The organism is Segatella baroniae B14, from assembly GCF_022024235.1.
GTDB classification, from domain to species: domain Bacteria; phylum Bacteroidota; class Bacteroidia; order Bacteroidales; family Bacteroidaceae; genus Prevotella; species Prevotella bryantii.
Genome location: NZ_CP091800.1, coordinates 659,315 through 678,549 on the forward strand (window position 1 = coordinate 659,315; position 19,235 = coordinate 678,549).

At 44.8% G+C, this 19,235-nt stretch carries 16 protein-coding genes; 7 read left to right on the top strand and 9 right to left on the bottom strand.

The genetic code is table 11. The features are described from left to right. Positions 1 to 174: 174 nt before the first annotated feature. The 4 genes from L6469_RS12745 (at position 175) to L6469_RS12760 (ending at position 4,752) form a co-directional block, all read left to right on the top strand. The gene (locus L6469_RS12745) at positions 175 to 312 is read left to right on the top strand and encodes a hypothetical protein (protein ID WP_006283270.1); all 138 of its coding nucleotides are present in this window, start codon (positions 175 to 177) and stop codon (positions 310 to 312) included. 79 nt (positions 313 to 391) lie between these two features. Continuing rightward, entirely contained in the window at positions 392 to 1,414 is a 1,023-nt protein-coding gene (locus L6469_RS12750; RefSeq protein ID WP_006283271.1) for a fimbrillin family protein, read from the top strand. Positions 1,415 to 1,478: 64 nt separating this feature from the next. Continuing rightward, entirely contained in the window at positions 1,479 to 3,005 is a 1,527-nt protein-coding gene (locus L6469_RS12755) for a fimbrillin family protein (RefSeq protein ID WP_006283272.1), read from the top strand. 1,288 nt (positions 3,006 to 4,293) lie between these two features. Further along, the gene (locus L6469_RS12760) at positions 4,294 to 4,752 is read left to right on the top strand and encodes a DUF4890 domain-containing protein (RefSeq protein WP_039871005.1); all 459 of its coding nucleotides are present in this window, start codon (positions 4,294 to 4,296) and stop codon (positions 4,750 to 4,752) included. Positions 4,753 to 4,780: 28 nt separating this feature from the next. On the opposite strand, the gene L6469_RS12765 is transcribed toward L6469_RS12760, so the two are convergent. From L6469_RS12765 to L6469_RS12795, 7 genes are all read right to left on the bottom strand, one after another. Then, the gene (locus L6469_RS12765; protein ID WP_006283274.1) at positions 4,781 to 6,172 is read right to left on the bottom strand and encodes a glycoside hydrolase family 28 protein; all 1,392 of its coding nucleotides are present in this window, start codon (positions 6,170 to 6,172) and stop codon (positions 4,781 to 4,783) included. 789 nt (positions 6,173 to 6,961) lie between these two features. Beyond that, complete coding sequence (locus tag L6469_RS12770) at positions 6,962 to 7,207, bottom strand: hypothetical protein (protein ID WP_006283275.1); 246 nt, start codon at positions 7,205 to 7,207, stop codon at positions 6,962 to 6,964. Positions 7,208 to 7,219: 12 nt separating this feature from the next. Beyond that, entirely contained in the window at positions 7,220 to 7,528 is a 309-nt protein-coding gene (locus L6469_RS12775; protein WP_039871007.1) for a helix-turn-helix domain-containing protein, read from the bottom strand. After that, entirely contained in the window at positions 7,525 to 8,082 is a 558-nt protein-coding gene (locus tag L6469_RS12780) for a hypothetical protein (RefSeq protein WP_006283276.1), read from the bottom strand. The genes L6469_RS12775 and L6469_RS12780 overlap by 4 nt, the downstream gene beginning before the upstream one ends. Before the next feature lie 477 nt (positions 8,083 to 8,559). Further along, positions 8,560 to 8,988, bottom strand: coding sequence for a hypothetical protein (locus L6469_RS12785; protein WP_006283277.1), 429 nt, complete (start codon positions 8,986 to 8,988; stop codon positions 8,560 to 8,562). Next, entirely contained in the window at positions 8,985 to 9,269 is a 285-nt protein-coding gene (locus L6469_RS12790; protein ID WP_006283278.1) for a winged helix-turn-helix domain-containing protein, read from the bottom strand. The genes L6469_RS12785 and L6469_RS12790 overlap by 4 nt, the downstream gene beginning before the upstream one ends. 12 nt (positions 9,270 to 9,281) lie before the next feature. Beyond that, positions 9,282 to 9,908, bottom strand: coding sequence for a hypothetical protein (locus L6469_RS12795; protein WP_006283279.1), 627 nt, complete (start codon positions 9,906 to 9,908; stop codon positions 9,282 to 9,284). A 748-nt stretch (positions 9,909 to 10,656) separates the two neighbouring features. Here L6469_RS12795 and L6469_RS12800 point away from each other — a divergent pair. The 3 genes from L6469_RS12800 to L6469_RS12810 all read left to right on the top strand — a co-directional run bounded on the left by L6469_RS12800 (position 10,657) and on the right by L6469_RS12810 (position 15,167). Then, positions 10,657 to 11,106, top strand: a complete 450-nt coding sequence (locus L6469_RS12800; RefSeq protein WP_006283280.1) for a GatB/YqeY domain-containing protein — start codon at positions 10,657 to 10,659, stop codon at positions 11,104 to 11,106. 998 nt (positions 11,107 to 12,104) lie between these two features. Next, complete coding sequence (locus L6469_RS12805; RefSeq protein WP_039871009.1) at positions 12,105 to 12,305, top strand: hypothetical protein; 201 nt, start codon at positions 12,105 to 12,107, stop codon at positions 12,303 to 12,305. A 1,611-nt stretch (positions 12,306 to 13,916) separates the two neighbouring features. Beyond that, positions 13,917 to 15,167 carry an ATP-binding protein gene (locus L6469_RS12810; protein ID WP_006283282.1) on the top strand — a complete coding sequence of 417 codons (1,251 nt, stop codon included), beginning with the start codon at positions 13,917 to 13,919 and terminating at the stop codon, positions 15,165 to 15,167. Between the two features lie 270 nt (positions 15,168 to 15,437). Here the strand turns inward: L6469_RS12810 and L6469_RS12815 are convergent, their stop codons facing one another. Both L6469_RS12815 and L6469_RS12820 read right to left on the bottom strand, forming a co-directional pair. Beyond that, positions 15,438 to 15,611: a hypothetical protein gene (locus tag L6469_RS12815; RefSeq protein WP_006283283.1), complete on the bottom strand. Its 174-nt coding sequence runs from the start codon at positions 15,609 to 15,611 to the stop codon at positions 15,438 to 15,440. A 5-nt stretch (positions 15,612 to 15,616) separates the two neighbouring features. Then, positions 15,617 to 18,703, bottom strand: coding sequence for a hypothetical protein (locus tag L6469_RS12820; protein WP_006283284.1), 3,087 nt, complete (start codon positions 18,701 to 18,703; stop codon positions 15,617 to 15,619). Positions 18,704 to 19,235: the final 532 nt, after the last annotated feature.

The window sequence follows — 19,235 nt, forward strand, 5'->3', positions numbered from 1 at the left end:
AAATGTGACAGATTCTTGCAAGCACAATACCGTCTGACGGCACAGGCTCGCCAGACGGTAAGGGCAAAGTCACAGCGTGATGTGGGAGCAACCCTCACATCACGTGACCATAGCAAGCACGACCAAGCCGCTCGGAAGTCCTCATGAGAAGATTCCCGGGCGGCTTTTAACAAAATGATTAAAGCTTTAAGAATTATCCCATTCGCTGCTCTCGGTCTGTTGACCGTGGCATGTAGCAGCGATGACGCGACTTCTGCCGGGCAGCAAGCCGCCAAGAATATCACCATCAGTGCCGGACAGGCACTTCAGTAAGAGTCCCACTTTTGCCTCTCTGGCGAGGAGGGCTCCCATCGACAATAATTCAATATTTTTAATTTAAAGCAATACCATTATGAAAATCAAAAACATTTTCTTCGCAGCTGCAGCAGCTATGGCGCTGACGGCATGTTCCAGCGACGATGCTATCGAGACCGTACAGCAGCAGTCGCAGTTCCCTGAGGATGGTGTAATCCGCTTCACCACCAACTTGAATGATGCTGCAGATGCAGAAACCCGCGCTAGCATCACCAGCAGCGACCTGAACCAGGCCTACCAGCAGTTCCAGGTGATGATTATCAACCCTAACTCGGGCATCTACAGCTACTTCAATACCGTAGAGTACGATGGCACGGAGTGGACGCCCCTGGAGCGTATGCTCTGGCAGAACAACACGCAGAGCATCACCGTGACCGCCGCCTACAAGCAGGGTAAGACATTCACCGACGGAGAGTTCGTCAACGGTGCCAGCCTCACCGTGGCTGCCGACCAGAGCACCGAGGCCCTTCTGAAGCAGCAGGACTTGCTGACCATGCCGACTAAGACCATTGCCAACCCTTCTACCGAGCAGACACTGCTGCAGAACGGCAAACTGGTCATCAACTTCTACCACGCACTGGCGAAGCTCGACGTGACGCTCGACCTGGCCAACGAGTTCTATAAGGTAGATCCGAAGCTGAACCACGCTACCGACATCACCGATTTTACCATCAGCGGCACCAACGCCGGCTACCAGTTCAAGGCCATGGAGACTGCCAACGAGAACTACGGTACTGTGATCGTCACCGCTTCGACCGCTGTCGACATCCTCGCTAACCAGAGCGCTTTCACTGCAGCTACCGAGACGAACCAGCACAGCACGGCCACCTATGAGAGCATCGTCGTGCCTCAGACCATCGCCGCCGGCCAGCTGACCGTATCGTTCAAGATCGGTACACGCTCGTTCTCTTGGACCAACATCGAGGCCATCACCCTGGAGCAGGGCAAGCACTACACGCTGCCTCTCACCGTAGGCTATGACACCGTGACCCTCAATGCCCGCGCCTTCAGCGCCAGCCCATGGGAAGACCAGCTTGGCGATAACCTCGGTACAGAGTAAGTTTTAACAGGTCAAAATGTCGTGATAACGATATAACGTAATAACGAAAAAAGAAACAATCAATATGAAAGCAACAAAATATCTTTCCATGGCAGCCCTCGCCCTCATGGGTGTACTCGCCAGCTGCCAGAGCGACGATGAGGCTGTTAGCATCACCCGTCCGAATAATGCCGTGAGTGTTAACTTCTCCGTAGGCTCGCTCCAGGGTACTACCCGTAGCAATGCCGCTGCCACCGACGACACGCAGCGCCAGTTCAACCAAGGCGACCAAATCAGCGTCAGCACCAACGATCAGGAGGCCGTCATCTTCCACTGTACGTCAACCGAAAACCAGACTTGGACTGAGGCCGAGGCCAATAAGTTCCTCCTCTGGACACAGCCTATGCTCTCCTTCTCGGCCTACTATCCTGTGACCACCGGCACGTCGATGACCACCTTCACCATGCCCGCCGACCAGAGCAGCGAGGCAAAGATAGCCCTCGCCGACTACATGACGCGCCAGCAGAACATCTCCCGTCCTGAGGGCGGCAGCGACATCCAGATGCAACTGGAGCGCAAAATGGCCCGCGTCATCGTACGCATCAGCGGCTTCGGCAGCCAGTACCGTGATGACCAGAAGACCGTCAGCAACGTAAGCATCTACAGCGAAGCCAGCGGCATTGAAAACGGCAATTCCACGGGCAGCAGCACTGAAATCACCCCATACGCACAGGGCGACGGTGGTCAAGGCTCTACCTACACCGCCCTCGTAGTGCCTGGCTATGGTGACAGCGGCGCCCGCTTCATCACCCTGACCGACGGCGAAGGCAGCACCCTCCTCGTGAAGGGCATCCCAGAACTGGAGGCAGGCAACAGCTACACCTTCAACCTCGTAGTGGGTAAGAACAGGATTGAGGTGGCAAGCGTCACCGTACAGGACTGGACCACCGGCGAGATACTCGCAGGAGGACAGGCACAGGAGGTCAGCGCCAGCGTAACCGCCATCACGCTCAACAAGACCGAGACGCAGCTTGGCGTGGGTAATACTGAAACGCTCAGCGTGAGCAGCGTTACGCCTGACAACGCTACCGACCAGACCGTGACATGGTCAAGCGACAACCCTTCCGTCGCCACCGTTGATGCCTCGACGGGCGAAGTGACTGGCGTGGCCAAGGGTACGGCCAACATCACCGCCACGGCCAACGACGGCAGCGGCGTATCGGCCACCTGTGCAGTCAATGTCTCCACACTGGCTGCTGCCTTCGTCAACGGAGCCGTCATCAAGGTCTACTTCAAGTGGGACGGTAATATCGCAGGTGATTACGTCCAGGGCACCTATGGCTATGGTTCGTTTGAAGCCGACAAGGGCGGCAACAAATGGAGCCTTGACGACGACGCCGTCTACAGGGTAGTGAAGAGCGGCAATAACATCACCATCAGCGCAGGCTTTTATGATTATGAGTATGAAGGCATGGAGTGGACGTTCAATGCCGCCAGCGACACCTATACCTATACTCCTGGTCTCTATGTCAGCTCAGAGCCTAACGACTATGGTCTCATTTCTGTCACACTGAACGGCATTGACATCACCGACAAGCTGACGAAGCAGTGATCCCGCTCGGTCGGATTTGCCGCTCCAGCTCTGCTGGCTTGCTACCGAAGGGACGCAAGAATCCGACCGCAGTGAATATAAGTATTTGAAATGCGATTTTGCGGACTGTAAGTCCTGATACTCGTAGCAGTCGGATTTCAAATCCGACTGAACCAAACCCAAGGTGGGCGGCCCCGTCGCCACGGCGCACGGACGGCCGTCCTCCCTTCTGAATAGCGACAAGAACAGCGTTCTTTGGGCTTCGCCCGAAAAACACCATCGCCTCAGCATAGCGCGAGCAAGCTCGGCTCTGCATTGGATAAATCGCTCACGCTCGGCAATTTGAGAGCGCGCTCTCACTGCCCTCGCTTAATCGCGATTTTCGGCTCAAGTGTTCTTTGAATAAATGACACAGATTCTTGCTGGGCACAATACCGTCTGACAGCACAGGCTCGCCAGACGGTAAGGGCAAAGTCACAGCGTGATGTGGGAGCAACCCTCACATCACGTGACCATAGCAAGATGCAACGACGCCGCTCGGGAGTCCTCATGAGAAGGCTTCCGGGCGGCTTTTTCGTGTCTAAGCGTCACAGCTGCTTCGTCTTGACGAAGACACCTTCCATGCGCTGACGATAAACACCAGTAGCATACAGCTTCACGAAGAAGCCATCCCTCACTTAACTCTCTAAAAAGTGACAACCTTTTTCCGTTAAGGTCATAGGATTTGACACATTCGTTTGAAAAAATGCGTTGAGATAGTGGTTATTCGTTTGAAAAAATGCGTTGAGATAGTGATTATTCGTTTGAAAAAATGCGTTAAATAGTGATTATTCATTTGAAAAAGTGCGTTAAGATAGTGATTATTCGTTTGAAAAAGTGCGTTGAGATAGTGGTTATTCGTTTGAAAAAGTGCGTTAAGATAGTGATTATTCATTTGAAAAAGTGCGTTAAGATAGTGATTATTCGTTTGAAAAAGTGCGTTGAGATAGTGATTATTCGTTTGAAAAAGTGCGTTGAGATAGTGATTATTCGTTTGAAAAAGTGCGTTGAGATAGTGATTATTCGTTTGAAAAAGTGTATCCAGACATCACTGGGCTTCCGATGGAAGGCAATGCCAAGGACAATGTTTTCAAAGTCTATATGTCCGATATTGGCTTGCCTTTCGTATAGAAAATATGGGATTTTACTGAGAAAAAATGGCTTTCCGCTGAAATTGCAGCTTTGTCCATTTTACTTTTTCATCTTTTTCCGGTCTAATAGATTGTAAGCCGCAAGCATACGGCACAATGTATTCACGTGTATTTATAAAATGAAAGGAAAAACGATGATGAAAAAGATGATGTTAACAATGGTAGCTCTCGCTACAATGACGATGGCAATGGCACAAAACGACTTCAACGGAGATAACAATAAGTCAGGCCGTAAACCGTTTACTGTAAAGCAGCATACGGAGATGATGGCTGAAGTGCTGAAACTCTCGGATGACCAGAAAGCACAACTTTTATCGCTGAATGAAGCGTATAAGGATGTAATCAGTAGACCCGGTAGAGGAGGCGGTCGTCCTAAAATGGATAATACATCCAACTCTGAGCAACAGCGTCCTGAAATGACGGAAGAGATGAAGGCTAAGATGAAGGAGATGAAAGAGAAACGTCAGGAGTATGATACGAAACTCAAGTCTATCCTTACCGAAAGTCAATACAAGTCTTACCAGGAAATGCATCAGAAACGTGGTGGCAAAAAACACGATAAGCGTAACGATGCTTAATGATTCCTGTGGAAAAACAGCGCATCGGTTATCGCTCCGATGGCTGTTTTTCTCCATTAATATATACGTTATCTAATAAAATATTTCTGGTACCGATAATCATGTTGTGTTCAGGCATTGATACGTTATCAAACCTGCAATTTTTCATGTAGATATTTTCCACTTGGGCTGTACCCTCATGGCCGTCGATATGAAGCGCATATTTACTGCCACTGCTTTTCACATTTTCGAAATAGAAATCATGGAAATAAGGCATATAAGGACCAGTAGGAGTATACCAATATTTCTGTTCGATACCCAGTACAGCTAAGTCGCAGACACCTACTTCTACATTTCTGACATATAGATTTTTCACTTCACCGCCTCGTTCTGGATTCGATTTGATACGGATCACACGAGTCAGATTCGGACTGTCCATTTTACAGTTTTCCACCCAAACATTTTCGCATCCGCCGGTAATCTCGCTACCGATACCTACACCGGCATGTCCATCCTTCATTTCGCAGTTGCGAATAATGATATTCTTGCTGGGTATATTCCATACTCTACCGTCTTCATCCTTACCACTCTTAATCGCAATACAATCGTCGCCTGTGTTGAATCGGCAGCGCTCTATCAGTACATTTTCGCACGATTCCGGATCGCAGCCATCATTATTTCGGCCGTGACTATCGAGGTTGACATCGCGTACGATTACATTCTTGGAGAGTAGCGGATGGAGTATCCAGAATGGAGAACGATTAAAGGTAGGTCCTTCGATCAGTACATTTTCGCACTTATAGGTATTCACAAACTGAGGGCGCATACCCATCATTCCCTCGAACCGACGCTGTTCTATCGGGGTGCGGTTCACCTTATATTCTAAGAGCAGGTTTCGCTCACCGATTTTTCCTTTACTGTCCTTTTGAATATTACGACGTTCCTTCTTTTGCCAGTTGGTTTCGTCAGACTGTCCGTCCATAATACCTTTACCCGTGATAGCGATATTTTTTTCGCCATACGCATAAATCAGCGGTGAAATATTATAACAGTCGATACCTTCTTCGCGGGTCAGTACGGTAGGGAAGATGCGGGGATCGGTCGAAAAGAGGAGGTGAGCCTTATCGCTCAAATGCAAATCCACATTCGATTTCAGTCTAATCGGGCCTGTTTTCCACGTGCCGTCAGGGATAATGACATGACCACCCCCTTGTTGAGAACAGGTATTAATCGCTTCGTTAATTGCTGCGGTATACAGACTATCTGTACCGTTATAATAATCGAGCATCTGATATTCCCGATTCGGAAATTTTGGTTCATGGATAGCGCGAAGCACTTTCTTCATCTGCTTAAAAGGATTTTTAAGCTGACTTTTGGCTGATAGTTGCAGCGTAGTTAATGCTAATGCTAACACGAGTATTGTCGTAATCTTTCTTTTCATAACTTATAGACGATTCTCTTGCGGTTTTGTCCTCAAATCTATTGGATATTGGTCGAATGATGAATGTTTTTGTTTGCTTTGTGTATTTATATATTTAATTATTTATATTACACCCTGTTTTCGCCAAGGATGCCAAGATACTTGTTCCAGTACAGCTATGTCGAATAAATAAGTTACAGAGTAGTTGATGTAAAATATCACGCAAAGAACGCAAAGCCGCCAAGTTTTTTTAGTGCGCGAAGAGTTTAAGAGTATCAAATCTCACGCCAAGTACGCAAAGACGCAAAGTTATTTTAGAGCGCGAAGAGTTTAAGAGTATCAAATCTCACGCCAAGTACGCAAAGGCGCAAAGTTTTTTAGGATGCAAAGAGTTTAAGAGTATCAAATATCACGCAAAGAACGCAAAGCCGCCAAGTTTTTTTAGAGCGCGAAGAGTTTAAGAGTATCAAATATCACGCAAAGAACGCAAAGACGCCAAGTTTTTTTTAGGATGCAAAGAATTTAGGAATCTTTTTTTGTAGAGGCTTCATACTCTTTAATATCTTTGCGTCTTAGCGTACTTTGCGAGAATTTTTTTGTCCAAGATACTTTTTCGGCATAGTTGCGTCGAATAAATAAGTTACAGAGCTGTAGATGTACTAAATCTCACGCAAAGAACGCAAAGACGCCAAGTTTTTTAGGATGCAAAGAATTTAAGAATCTTTTTTTGTAGAGGCTTCATATTCTTTAATATCTTTGCGTCTTAGCGCTCTTTGCGAGAAATTCTTTTTCAATGAGGATGAGTATTGATCATTTAATTACGCGCTGCTGTTCTTTTGATTTCAGTACACGGGGCATAACAACCTTGTTGTTTTCTCCTGTTACAAGTTCTGGCAATATGGGCATTTTATAGCCGTATTTCTCTCCGAGATGCTCATAGTCTGCCGTTGCCCAGAAGATATTGGCTCCTGTGGTATGGTCACGCAATAATGCCTCCAACACTTCTGCGCCAAGTGTCAGGATGTCATTCTCGTTTATGTTAGGTTCAAAGTTCACGTTACAAATTGTTTATACTATGGCAGCGGCACGAAAACAGTCCACGCCAAGCTTATCTTCTATTTCCGCAACTGATTTGAAAGAGAAGTTTACCTTCCCCGATAAAATCTTGCTTACATATTGTGGGCTGACCGCCAGACGCACAGCCACGTCGTTACGTGACAGACCGTTGTCCTGCATATAGTCAATGATGGCCAGAGCGACACTACGAGAGCGTTTAAGCCACGCTTCGTTCTCTCTCCTCCATTGAGCATCAGCCTCAAACGTGGATTGCTCGCCCGACTGGTGAGCCTCCAAAAATTGTACTGCTCTTGACTTCATAATTCGTCCTCCTCGGTTAATGATATAAAACTATCTGAATCAAAAACACCGTTGTCCACAAGGAACTGTCGGCAGGCATTGAGCCTGTCAAGCTGTTCCTGGGTATGGGGGCGTTCCTGCATCGTTCTTGTCAATTTGATGGCACCACCTGTTATAACGAAGACATTTTTCTCCAGACGGATTGCATAGATACGCAGCCAACTGGCATGTCCCATTCTGTCCCAGTTACGTGCTTTCTCCCTCGTCAGTTCCCTGATGGTCATATCGGTTTGGCCAAGTGGTTTGAACAACTCATCAAGATTCTCTGTGTAGGGTATGTTAAGAATAAGCCTCTCCAATTGCTCTGCATCATCCATCGTATCATCGATGGCATCAGAGATACGTTCGATGTGAAAATATGATTTCAAATCTTCAAGGTTATCCATGAAGAAGTCCATAAGGTAGCCGAAGTCATTCCACGAATCGAACAACAACGCTAATTCATTCTTGGGCTTGCTCATGTCACGTACAGCCCAAAGGTGGTCTTTCCCTTCAAGGATTCTTTCAAATACCATATATCGCTATCGCTTTACTGCTGTAAAAGTACGATTTTATTCTCAATTACGCAACTTTTAAGTTGCAAATTTTAATTAAATGCCTTGTTTTTACACAGATTTAACTTTTCAATGGGATTTTGCTATCCCTAATAGGCAAAATTACATTAGTAGAAGCCCATAATTGACGAAAGACCAAGTTACTTTTATCTCTTACAACGAGAAAAAAGATGCTATCTTGGCTCAAACTGGGAACAACTTGCCCTACGAAATATAAAATACCTACTTATAATCAACACTTTAGGCTATAGTCGATTCATGCAAGGTCGATGAACAACCCCTTTGAACACGTTTTCAAGCCCATCTTTCTTCTTTCCCTTTCTTCAATCATGGAACTTACCCCATGAAGGACGAAAGTAGGGAAGAAAAAATAGTGTGCCATCACTCAACATTTTGAGGTTACGGAACATGAACAATCGGCGAAAAGTTGCTTCGCCATCATATTGCAATGACATCGCCATTATTGAAACTCACCTCCTGTGTCTGGTAGGGAAAGGGGGCTACTGGCGTTTGTGGACGCTTGCGTTTCATCGTTCCAGGTTTTAGGGTCAGTGGAAATGACATCCCACGCTGTTTAAATATTCCTGTGATGGAGTCAACTTTATTTATACCTTCGTAGCTGGCATTGATTGAGGAAACGGAAACTTTGATACCTGTCTCTGTGCGCTCCAATTTAGCAGGAACGCCCTTGATGCCTTGGTCTGGTGAGTCTAATGTACAGTTTTCATCGTTTAGATGGAACACGAGTGTTAGTTTCTGGCCAAATACATTCAGCTGTCCTGACCATTCACCTTTTGCATCGCCACTTTGTGCTTTGGTAGCGATAGTGGTGATACAAAGTATAAATAATAAAAACAGTTTTTTCATAATTTCAGATAACTCTTTAACGATTCAACATACTCCTCAAAAGCTTTCAGACCAGCTGGAGTGATGCGGCAGAGGGTACATGGCTTCTTGCCTTTGAAAGTCTTCTCCACCTCAATGTATCCCGCTGCCGAGAGCTTGTCTATCTGCACACTCAGATTGCCCGCTGTAGCTCCCGTCTGTTCTTTGATGTAGGGAAACTCAGCTTCTTCGGCACTGATAAGCAGCGACATCACAGCCAGTCGCAGTTCGGAGTGGAGTAGTGGGTCTAATGGTTTGAACATGATAGTTCCTCCTTATTTTTGATTTTGCAAGAGAATTGCCAATCCAGGTACAATCAATCCAATAATTGCCACGACAGCCATCACATAGAGTTGTGCATGACTTGGGAAGTGCAAAGCTCCGAAGAATCCGCCGATGCCCGCTACAAGACCGCACACCTGAATGACGCGGTTTCGGATGACGAGACCCGTGATGGTTGTGCCCATTCCAAAACAGAGCGAGATAATGCTTGTGATGCAGCCGAAGATATACACCTTGGGCATAATTAGTTCCATCGGTAGCATTCCGCTACCGATAAAACCGAATATCATGCCTACGCCACAGCAAAACACACCAAATGTTGCCCATACATGTCCGATGGTCTTCCCTACAAAGGTTGTCGGTACGCGCTCTCTTCGCTTGTCAATGAGCCAGTTGCCTGCATATCCTACCAGCCACAATACAGCCCATAGCATATTCCATACTGGTCCACCATGATTATTCCACAGGTAAGCGATAATTAACGAGAATAAGACAACGCAAATTCCCCACCAAATGAGTGGTATTGCAGAGTTCTTGTTGATAGTACGCTGGCTTCGCTCAATAGATTCCCTAATGATCTCCAGACTGCGCTCGGCAGTCATATTATACTTTTCTTCCATTGTTTTTTCATTTTTTTAATGATGTTCTACTTTTGGTTTACTACTCTCTGGCCTTATCCGTGCTCCTGCAGAAAGCACATCAAAGTCCAATCGTGTCCGGTTCACGGTGCAAATATAGAGAAGTTTATAATATAAACAAGATTATATCGTAAATATTTTGCTTTAGAAGCTGATATTTAATATTTATTAAGAGATAGTGTAGATGTAATAGGGTGATTTTGATATATTCGAATTCTTTCTATAGTGAAAGAGATTGCGGGATATGTTTGTCCAAGATACTTTTTCGAGCATAGCTATGTCGAATAAATAAGTTACAGAGTTGTAGATGTACTAAATATCACGCCAAGAACGCAAAGACGCAAAGTTTTTTTAGTGCGCGAAGAGTTTAAGAATATCAAATCTCACGCAAAGAACGCAAAGACGCCAAGTTTTTTAGGATGCAAAGAGTTTAAGAGTACTAAATCTCACGCAAAGAACGCAAAGACGCCAAGTTTTTTAGGATGCAAAGAGTTTAAGAATCTAATTTTTTATATTCTTCATATTCTTTAATATCTTTGCGTCTTAGCGCTCTTTGCGAGAATTTTTTTCAACGAGAATCTTTTATGATATTATATATAAGATACGCGAAGCACATTAATAATTTAATCGCTAAATTAAACTAAAACTTTATAGAAGTGTGAGTTGTTCAGATGGAAAATGATTATTTTTGCAGTATAAACACGTATTGATTGATAATAATAACGATATTATGGCATTATTTGATCAGATTAACGAGGACATTAAGTCTGCGATGAAGGCTCGCGACAAGGTGCGTCTGGAGACGCTCCGCAACATTAAGAAAGTGTTCCTTGAGGCAAAGACGGCTCCTGGAGCTAACGACACATTGGCTGATGCTGATGCATTGAAGATTATCTCAAAACTGGCTAAGCAGGGCAAAGAGACAGCAGCAACCTACACTCAGGCAGGACGTCAGGACTTGGCTGATGCTGAATTGGCACAGGTAGAGGTATTGGAGAGTTATCTGCCGAAACAACTTTCCCAAGAGGAGATAGAGGCAGAGGTGAAGAAGATTATTGCTGAAGTGGGAGCCACAAGTATGAAGGAGATGGGAAAGGTAATGGGCACAGCCAGCAAGCAGTTGGCAGGAAAGGCTGATGGCCGAGTCATCTCTGAGATTGTGAAGAAACTCTTGGCATAAACTTTAATTCTATGTCAAAATTAGTGGCACAATATTGGCACAATGTGCTGTAACTCGCTGTGAATCAGTACATCCTTTAAACTTCAACGAGGATGAGTATTAGAGCCTCGTATTAGGCTTAGACCATCTAAACACCAGCGTGATAAACAATAATTGTTTGTCTCGCTGGTGTTTTTATTTGGGTATGTTGAAACCAACCTTTGCTAATATTTGCACAAGTTAGTTAGGTGTGTATTGACAAAAAATGCGTATTTACGCAAAAAAAGTAAGTGAATTTTAGTGCGCGAAGAGTTTAAGAATATCAAATATCACGCAAAGAACGCAAAGACGCCAAGTTTTTTTAGTGCGCGAAGAATTTAAGAATATCTCTTTTTTAGAGGCTTCATACTCTTTATTATCTTTGCGTCTTAGCGCTCTTTGCGAGAAATTCTTTTTCAATGAGGATGAGTATTAAAGGATAGTTTTTTATCTAATCAATTAAATATCAGCGAGATAAGCAAATGTTATGTCCGTTATTGCTTGTCACGAAGTCTTTCTCCTGTAAGGTAGAAAGACTTCTTTGCACGGCACTGGCAGAGTTGAGATGATATTTTCTGATAAACTGTCAATATTCCAATTATACAAATCTGCGTTACGCATTTTTGTATAATCAGCAATAATAATAAGGATTATGCTAATCGTTCGGAATATCCGATTGGTCCAATAGTGTTTCCTCGAAAGATATCACTCCTCCAGCCAGACTTACAACGAAGTCCACTTTGCCTTCTGCTGCCAGTATGAGTCCGATGGTGCCGCCCTCGCTATCCTTGCAACAACTTTCCCTATGTGATCATTTAATTTTCAAAACAAGTCGGGAAATGTCGCTTTTGATGCTCGAAATGCACTTTAAACTATAAAAGTTTGGATAATTGGAAATATATTTTTACCTTTGCAACAACAGTTCCCGCCACGCCTCTTAACAATGCGTACCACGGCGGGACTTCGTCATTTTAATAGTTATGAGATACAGCAAACAGCCCACAGACATACCAGACCAGTTGGCTTTGCTGAAGCAGCGTGGGATGATTGTCAATAACGAGAATGCCGCTCTTAGACAATTCAAAGAGAAGTTGTTGAGACTTATCGATGCTTATCCAAGTGTAAGTCTAAAGCAGATGGGCTTTCCAAGAGACTGGAGACAGCAACCACTTTGGCTGTGATAATGGTATTATATTCTAGATACATACGGATCTATTTTTTATAGGCTTCATATTCTTAATGACTTTGCGTCTTAGCGCTCTTTGTGAGAAATTCTTTTTGTCCAAGATATTTTTCCAGCATAGCTATGTCGAATAAATAAGTTACAGAGTAGTTGATGTAAAATCTCACGCAAAGAACGCAAAGACGCCAAGTTTTTTAGGATGCAAAGAGTTTAAGAAGCTAATTTTTTATAGGCTTCATACTCTTTAATATCTTTGCGTCTTAGCGCTCTTTGTGAGATTTTTTTTAGCATGAGATTTTCCACACTGGTATTTTGTTAAATCATTTGACAAAAAACAGGGTCGCGAAAAATCGTCATCTAGCTCAAAATATTCAACTTTTGGTCAGCTCATTTGGTATCTGTCGACAGTAGTTTATGCCCGCCTCCGGCAAAACCCAAGCTCCTAGGGTGTAAAAGCTTAGGGTTTATCTCGTAAAGTCATAGGTCTTATCGAGTAAACTCTAAGGTTTCGACCCCTAGGAGCTTGGGTTTTGCCACCCATTTTCCAATTGGTTAAAACAACATGGTGTAACCTGTTGATAATCAAGTAGATATAAACTACTGCAAAATTCGCGTATTTAAGTCATTCCAGCACAGCTGCGACAAATTCGCTAATTACAGAGCCGTTCATGTCAAAAATTCTCGCAAAGAGCGCAAAGACGCCAAGTTTTTTAGGATGCAAAGAGTTTTAGAGTATCAAATCTCACGCAAAGTACGCAAAGGCGCAAAGTTTTTTTTTAGAGCGCGAAGAGTTTAAGAGTATCTCTTTTTTGTGGATACATACGGATCTCTTTTTTATAGGCTTCAAACTCTTTAATATCTTTGCGTCTTAGCGTACTTTGCGAGAAATTCTTTATCCAAGATATTTTTCCAGTACAGCTATGTCGAATAAATAAGTGACAGAGCTGTAGCTGTAATAAATCTCACGCAAAGAACGCAAAGCCGCCAAGTTTTTTTTAGAGTGCAAAGCGTTTAAGAATCTAATTTTTTGTAGAGACTTTATACTCTTTAATATCTTTGCGTCTTAGCGTACTTTGCGAGAAATTCTTTATCCAAGATATTTTTCCAGTACAGCTATGTCGAATAAATAAGTGACAGAGCTGTAGCTGTAATAAATCTCACGCAAAGAACGCAAAGCCGCCAAGTTTTTTTTAGAGTGCAAAGCGTTTAAGAATCTCTTTTTATAGTCTTCATACTCTTTAATATCTTTGCGTCTTAGCGCTCTTTGCGAGAAATTCTTTATCCAAGATATTTTTCCAGTACAGCTATGTCGAATAAATAAGTGACAGAGCTGTAGCTGTAATAAATCTCACGCAAAGTACGCAAAGACGCAAAGTTTTTTAGGATGCAAAGCGTTTAAGAATCTATTTTTTTATAGACTTCATACTCTTTAATGACTTTGCGTCTTTGCGTTCTTTGCGAGAATTTTTTATCCAAGAGACTAGTTTGTGAAAAAAAGAGTGAAAATATTGCAAAAATTCCGAGTTTATTAATTCTGTTTTAAGAAAAATAGCTAGTTTTGTAAACCAAACTTTATAAAATAGCACAATTCTTATTAAGTATAGTTTATATGAGTATCAGTAAAGAGGTTATCAAACAGTGCTTGATCAGTAAGCAACGCGAAGTGGATGAGGCGGTAATAGTGAACCGTCCCACAGACTTTGAAGAGAACGGCAATTATGTGATAGTTGGCGTGAGACATGCTGGTAAGTCGTACCTGCTGTATCAGCGTGTACGTCAGTTGCAGGCTGCCGGAATGGGATGGGACGAGATATTGTTTGTAGACTTTGAGGATGAGCGTTTGGCGGAATTCCAGACGGAAGACTTCAACAGTTTGCTGGAGGCTCATCTGGAACTGTATGGTAAGAAGCCAGTGGTGTTTCTGGACGAGGTGCAGAACATTCCGTACTGGGATAAGTTCGTGCGGAGGTTGGCTGATGCGAAATATAGGGTGTATGTAACGGGAAGCAATGCGAAGATGCTGAGCAAGGAGGTGGCAACCACATTGGGCGGCCGGTTCTTTATCTATGATGCGTACCCATATTCATTCAAAGAGTATCTGGCAGCGCAGCAGGTGGAACTGAGGGAGCATTGGGAGTATGACACGATTCAGAGAAGTGAGGTGAAGCGACATCTGAATGAGTACCTCTATTACGGCGGTCTGCCAGAGATTCTGTCGTTCAAAAATAAGCGGGCTATGCTTTCGAGCTTGTACCAAAAGATCTACCTTGGTGACATCTGCGCTCGAAACAACATTAAGAATGACAGGGTGTTGAACATTCTGATCAAGAAGATGGCAGAGAGTGTGAAGCAACCGCTGTCGTATAACAGGCTGAAAAATGTAATCGTGGCAACGGGAGCGCCCATCAGTGTGCCTACTACAATAGACTATGCGGGTTATGCCGCTGACAGTTGGCTGATACTGCCCATGGAGAACGAGGTAGGAAAGTTGACGGAGAAAGAGATGCAGAAGAAGTATTACTTTATCGATAACGGGTTGCTGAACCTGTTCCTAATGAACTCGGAAACTTCACTGTTGGAGAATATGGTTGCGGTGGAACTATTCAGGAGATACGGCAAGGAGAATGTGTATTATCTGAATGCTGATAAGGAGATAGACTTTATAGTGCCTGATGTGAAGCTAGCCATTCAGGTGTCGTATAGCATCAAGGAGGATTCGACCTACAACAGAGAGGTGCCGCCACTGGCGAAATATGCCAAGGCACACGAAGACTGGAAGTGCCTGCTGATTACGTATGATGAGGAGGGCATGGAAGAGGGAATACCCGTTGTTCCAGTTTGGAAATGGCTAGTTTTATAAACCAAACTTTATAAAATAGCACAATTCTTATTAAGTATAGTTTATAAGAGTATCAGTAAAGAGGTCATCAAACAGTGCTTGATCAGTAAGCAACGCGAAGCGTTTAAGAATCTAATTTTTTATAAGTCTTCAAATTCTTTAATATCTTTGCGTCTTAGCGTACTTTGCGAGAAATTTTTATCGTTGTTTTGAATAATTATAATTCAATGAAAAGTAGCGATGCCCAATAGTTGAACATCGCTACTTCCTCATTTCATTATAATCAGGTTCTTATCTGTCCCAAATGCTGCTACCACCACCTTGATCGCTAAGATCGAGTTCATCTTCCAGATCTTCCCAGCCACTTGATTGCAGACCTCTCAGATTACCACTTCCAGCCAGAAGCTGTGTCGAGTGTTGTAACTTAATAGCCTTCATGGAAGGCTTTATATATTCTTTTTTCATATTGCTTACTTGATAAGTATTTTTTTACCTTTATTGATATACATTCCGCGTTGTGTCGGTTTTCCATTCAGACGCACACCGTCCAATGAATACCATATATCATCCTTCACATCATTATTTTCAGAAACTTCAAGAATGCCTGTCGTTTCATTGCCGCCAAAGTTCAATACAAACGAACGCGCCTTAGCTGCTGTGTGTCCATTGATGTAAGGCACAGAGAAATAGGCACGACATGAGCGAATCTGACGGTCTGTGCTGGAGTAGTACAACGTGTTTGCGTCACCCAAGAACAGGATGCTCTTATCATTAGCTGTCACACTGACAGGCGAGTATGTACCCACCATCTGTATCGTCTCCAGCCCTGCGGTCTCACTCGCCAAAGTCTGAGCCGTTGAGTTGCTGAGGGTCACGTTTTCGAATACAGGATTATTGATGTCGTAGTTTGCTTCATTACCCTCGTAGTCCGTTGCCTTTTCCCATTTTACCAAATAAGGCACTCCTGCCTCAATTGCCGTTGCCGATTTGAAACACAGATACAACGTCCCGTCTTCTGCATTGAAGCCGTTCTTCTCAGTCACGTCCATAGTCATCAGCGTAGCACCTGCAAAGTCCGCATTGGCAGCAATCTGCGCTGCACTCAACGAGAATGGAAGGCACAGCGTGTTCCAATTACCGTCCTTGTAGAGCGTGCGATCAGCGAGCGTCACGTCGGCTTTACTATCATAGTTAGTAATGATGCTGTTAATGTCGTCGGTGTTGTCAGCATTGTCGGCTAACGATGCAGCATAATTGACAATGGTCGCCTCGACCGTAGCAGCATTCACCGCATCCCAGTTGTCGCTGCCCTCCACCTTATAATATATGGTATAAGTTCCAGCATCAGTCGCTGTTGGAATGTCTTCAGAATAGTTCTGGCCGTCAAGGCTGTAAAGCAAGGTACCAAAGTCTGTATTGCCTGCATTCACAAGCGCCTGTGCCGAGCCGTTATATGTAAGGTTTTCAACAGCAGTCGGAGCTGTGACAGCGGGTGTTGCCTTTGCTATGGTGAACTCCTTCTCCACAGAGCCCAGCGATGCATAGTCGCCTTGGAAGGTAGCTATAACCTTAGCCGTGCCGACATTTTCATTGTTCTCGTAGGAATATACATAATCCGTGCCTGGGGTGAGGCTGAGCGATCCTGCCATAACCAGCGGCTCTGGAGTAATGGCACTGCCTGTGTAGGTCTGGTCGGGAACATCGGCAATGGTTGGAGTGACTTTCTGCACAATGATGCGGCGGTTGCCGTTCTCAATGATAGTGAAGTAGTCGGCCTTGCTGTCGGTCACATCGGTTTCGTCATGCTTATAGACGATGCTTCCGCTATTCTTGATGCTCGATGCATCCACTTTGTCAATGCCGTCGTAAATCGTCACCGTACCGATGGCGTTCGTACATGGAGAATAAGTATAGCCCGTGCCGATGCCGTCTGCTGATGTGCCGCCCGTTGCCTTTACAGTGCCACCCTTGATGGTGATATTGCCGATTCGTACGGTCTTTGCGCTGCCGTTACCATAGATAACGCCCGTGCCGATGCCTGCGCCCCACTGACCGCCGCCGTTGGCTGTGATGTTTCCGCCCTCGATGATAATATCGCCACCGATGACGTTATCATCAGGATCCCACGCACGGCTCAGACCGATTCCTGCAGACTGAGCACCGCCGTTTACCGTCAGTGAATCGTCGCCACGGATAGTAAGCGTTGTACCTGAGCCGCCAATCTGAATACCGGCTGTGTTAGTAGCTCCGCTCACGCTGTTCGTGCCGACAAGGGTAATTGTTGCCGAACCCTCGCAGACTATGCTACCGCTGATAGCAGCGTCGTTTAGAGTGATGCTTGCTCCATCGGGGATGGTAACGGTATGTCTTATCGAGCCTGTTAGTACATCGCCGTCAGCATTGCTTTGTGCGAATTCTGCCGTCACGGTCACATCAGCCGCCGGCATCGTAAATGTGTACTGGATATCGGTCATAGCAGTCAGTTCAACTGCACCATTATTTACTTTCAATGTCGAGGCATCGATCAAGTCGCTGACGTAAAGCGGGATGGTTTCACCGGCAAGAGCCTGACTGAAATCGCTTGTGACAAGTTCGCTGATGCTGCCGTCAATCGTGATAGTGCGGTAAATCTTAGTCTGCTCCTCGGTTATCTCCGTGGTGTAGCCCTCGTCGCTGAAATACTTGCCGCACATAGAGCATTGCCAATACTCGATGTTCACATCCGTAGCCTCGTGGTGTTCGCCTGTGTGGGGAATCATCGGGGCAATGACATCAGACTCGGCAAGTTCGGTCGCTCCCGTCTCGTCGGTGAAATACTTGCCGTCACTGTTGCGTCGGTAGCAATCCACCTTGATGCCCGTCGCTGTGCAGGTAGCGGCTTTGACAGTAAGATGCGTGTAAGTCGGCAGTAAACCGTAGAACTGCAATTCGTCCAAGTCCACTATGGTTGTTACACCGACTTCGTAAACCTCAAAGCGGAAATACTGATACTTGTTGTTTCCGTCGTTGCTGCAAGGTATCTCGAAAGTCTTACCGGCACCAAGCGTTGTATTGGAGGAATGAATGGTTGTCCAAGCGTCGCCCTCGTTCAGTTTCGCCTTGAGCGCCCACTCCACGGGTTTCCAAAATCCAGCATTCTGATGGTCGCAGGTCAGGACGTAGCCCTTCGGAATGATAGGCGCATCGGCGTGGAACTCCACAAATGCTGGGTCTCCCGTGCCACCCGCAAAGTCGCCGGTGGGAGCGGGAGGGGCATCGGGGTCAGGGTCGGGCTCCCCAGGCAAAGGGGTATCATTTCTTGTTTTCTCTGCTATCCAATCGGTGGAGGTATTGCCATCCACAAGATTAGCCCAGTTTTTGCCGTTTCCGTCCGTAGCGGTGAAGCCCGTGAACAGTGTGTAGTCCGTGCCGCCCACGTTGATAGTTGATGTCGTCGTCGCCCACGCCGCCTGCGTCATCGTGAGCAATAACACTAAGACTATGCACGCAAGATATTTACTTATCTTCATTTTGTCGCCGTTCTGAACGGCCGTGATAGGGATAGAAATCTCTGTCATAGTTACTATTTTAAATTGTTAAAGTGAATAATATTCTGATGATGCATTATTTTTCAAAAGAATTTTTTTTATGAGATTTATGTTGTCTGCGTCCTTTTTGGATGTTGTGCCAGCAGGCACGGAAAAACAGGAACGTGCCCAAAACGACAAGTCCGATGAGGATGTATTCCAGGGGAGTGAGTGATAAAAGTTTTATCATATATTTTTTCTAATGATTACGGCTGCAAGGACGGTGCAATTTGAGTACTATGGAGTGTACGTCAATCACCGATATACAGCTTTTGCTCTCAAATTTGTTTACAAAGTTACAAAGGCTTAGCGAATTTTGGCATGTCAAATTATACTTACGCATTACAAATGGTGCGTAAGTTCATTACATCTGAATGCAAGATACATTACAAATTGTACAAAAAGTATAAGAAACTATGTAAGATTTTGTGCAAAAGGCTCATTTAGTCCAAAAACTTTATCATTTGTATCATTTTTTGGGCAACTATATAGAATTAGACCGCAATAATTGAGAAATGTAGTC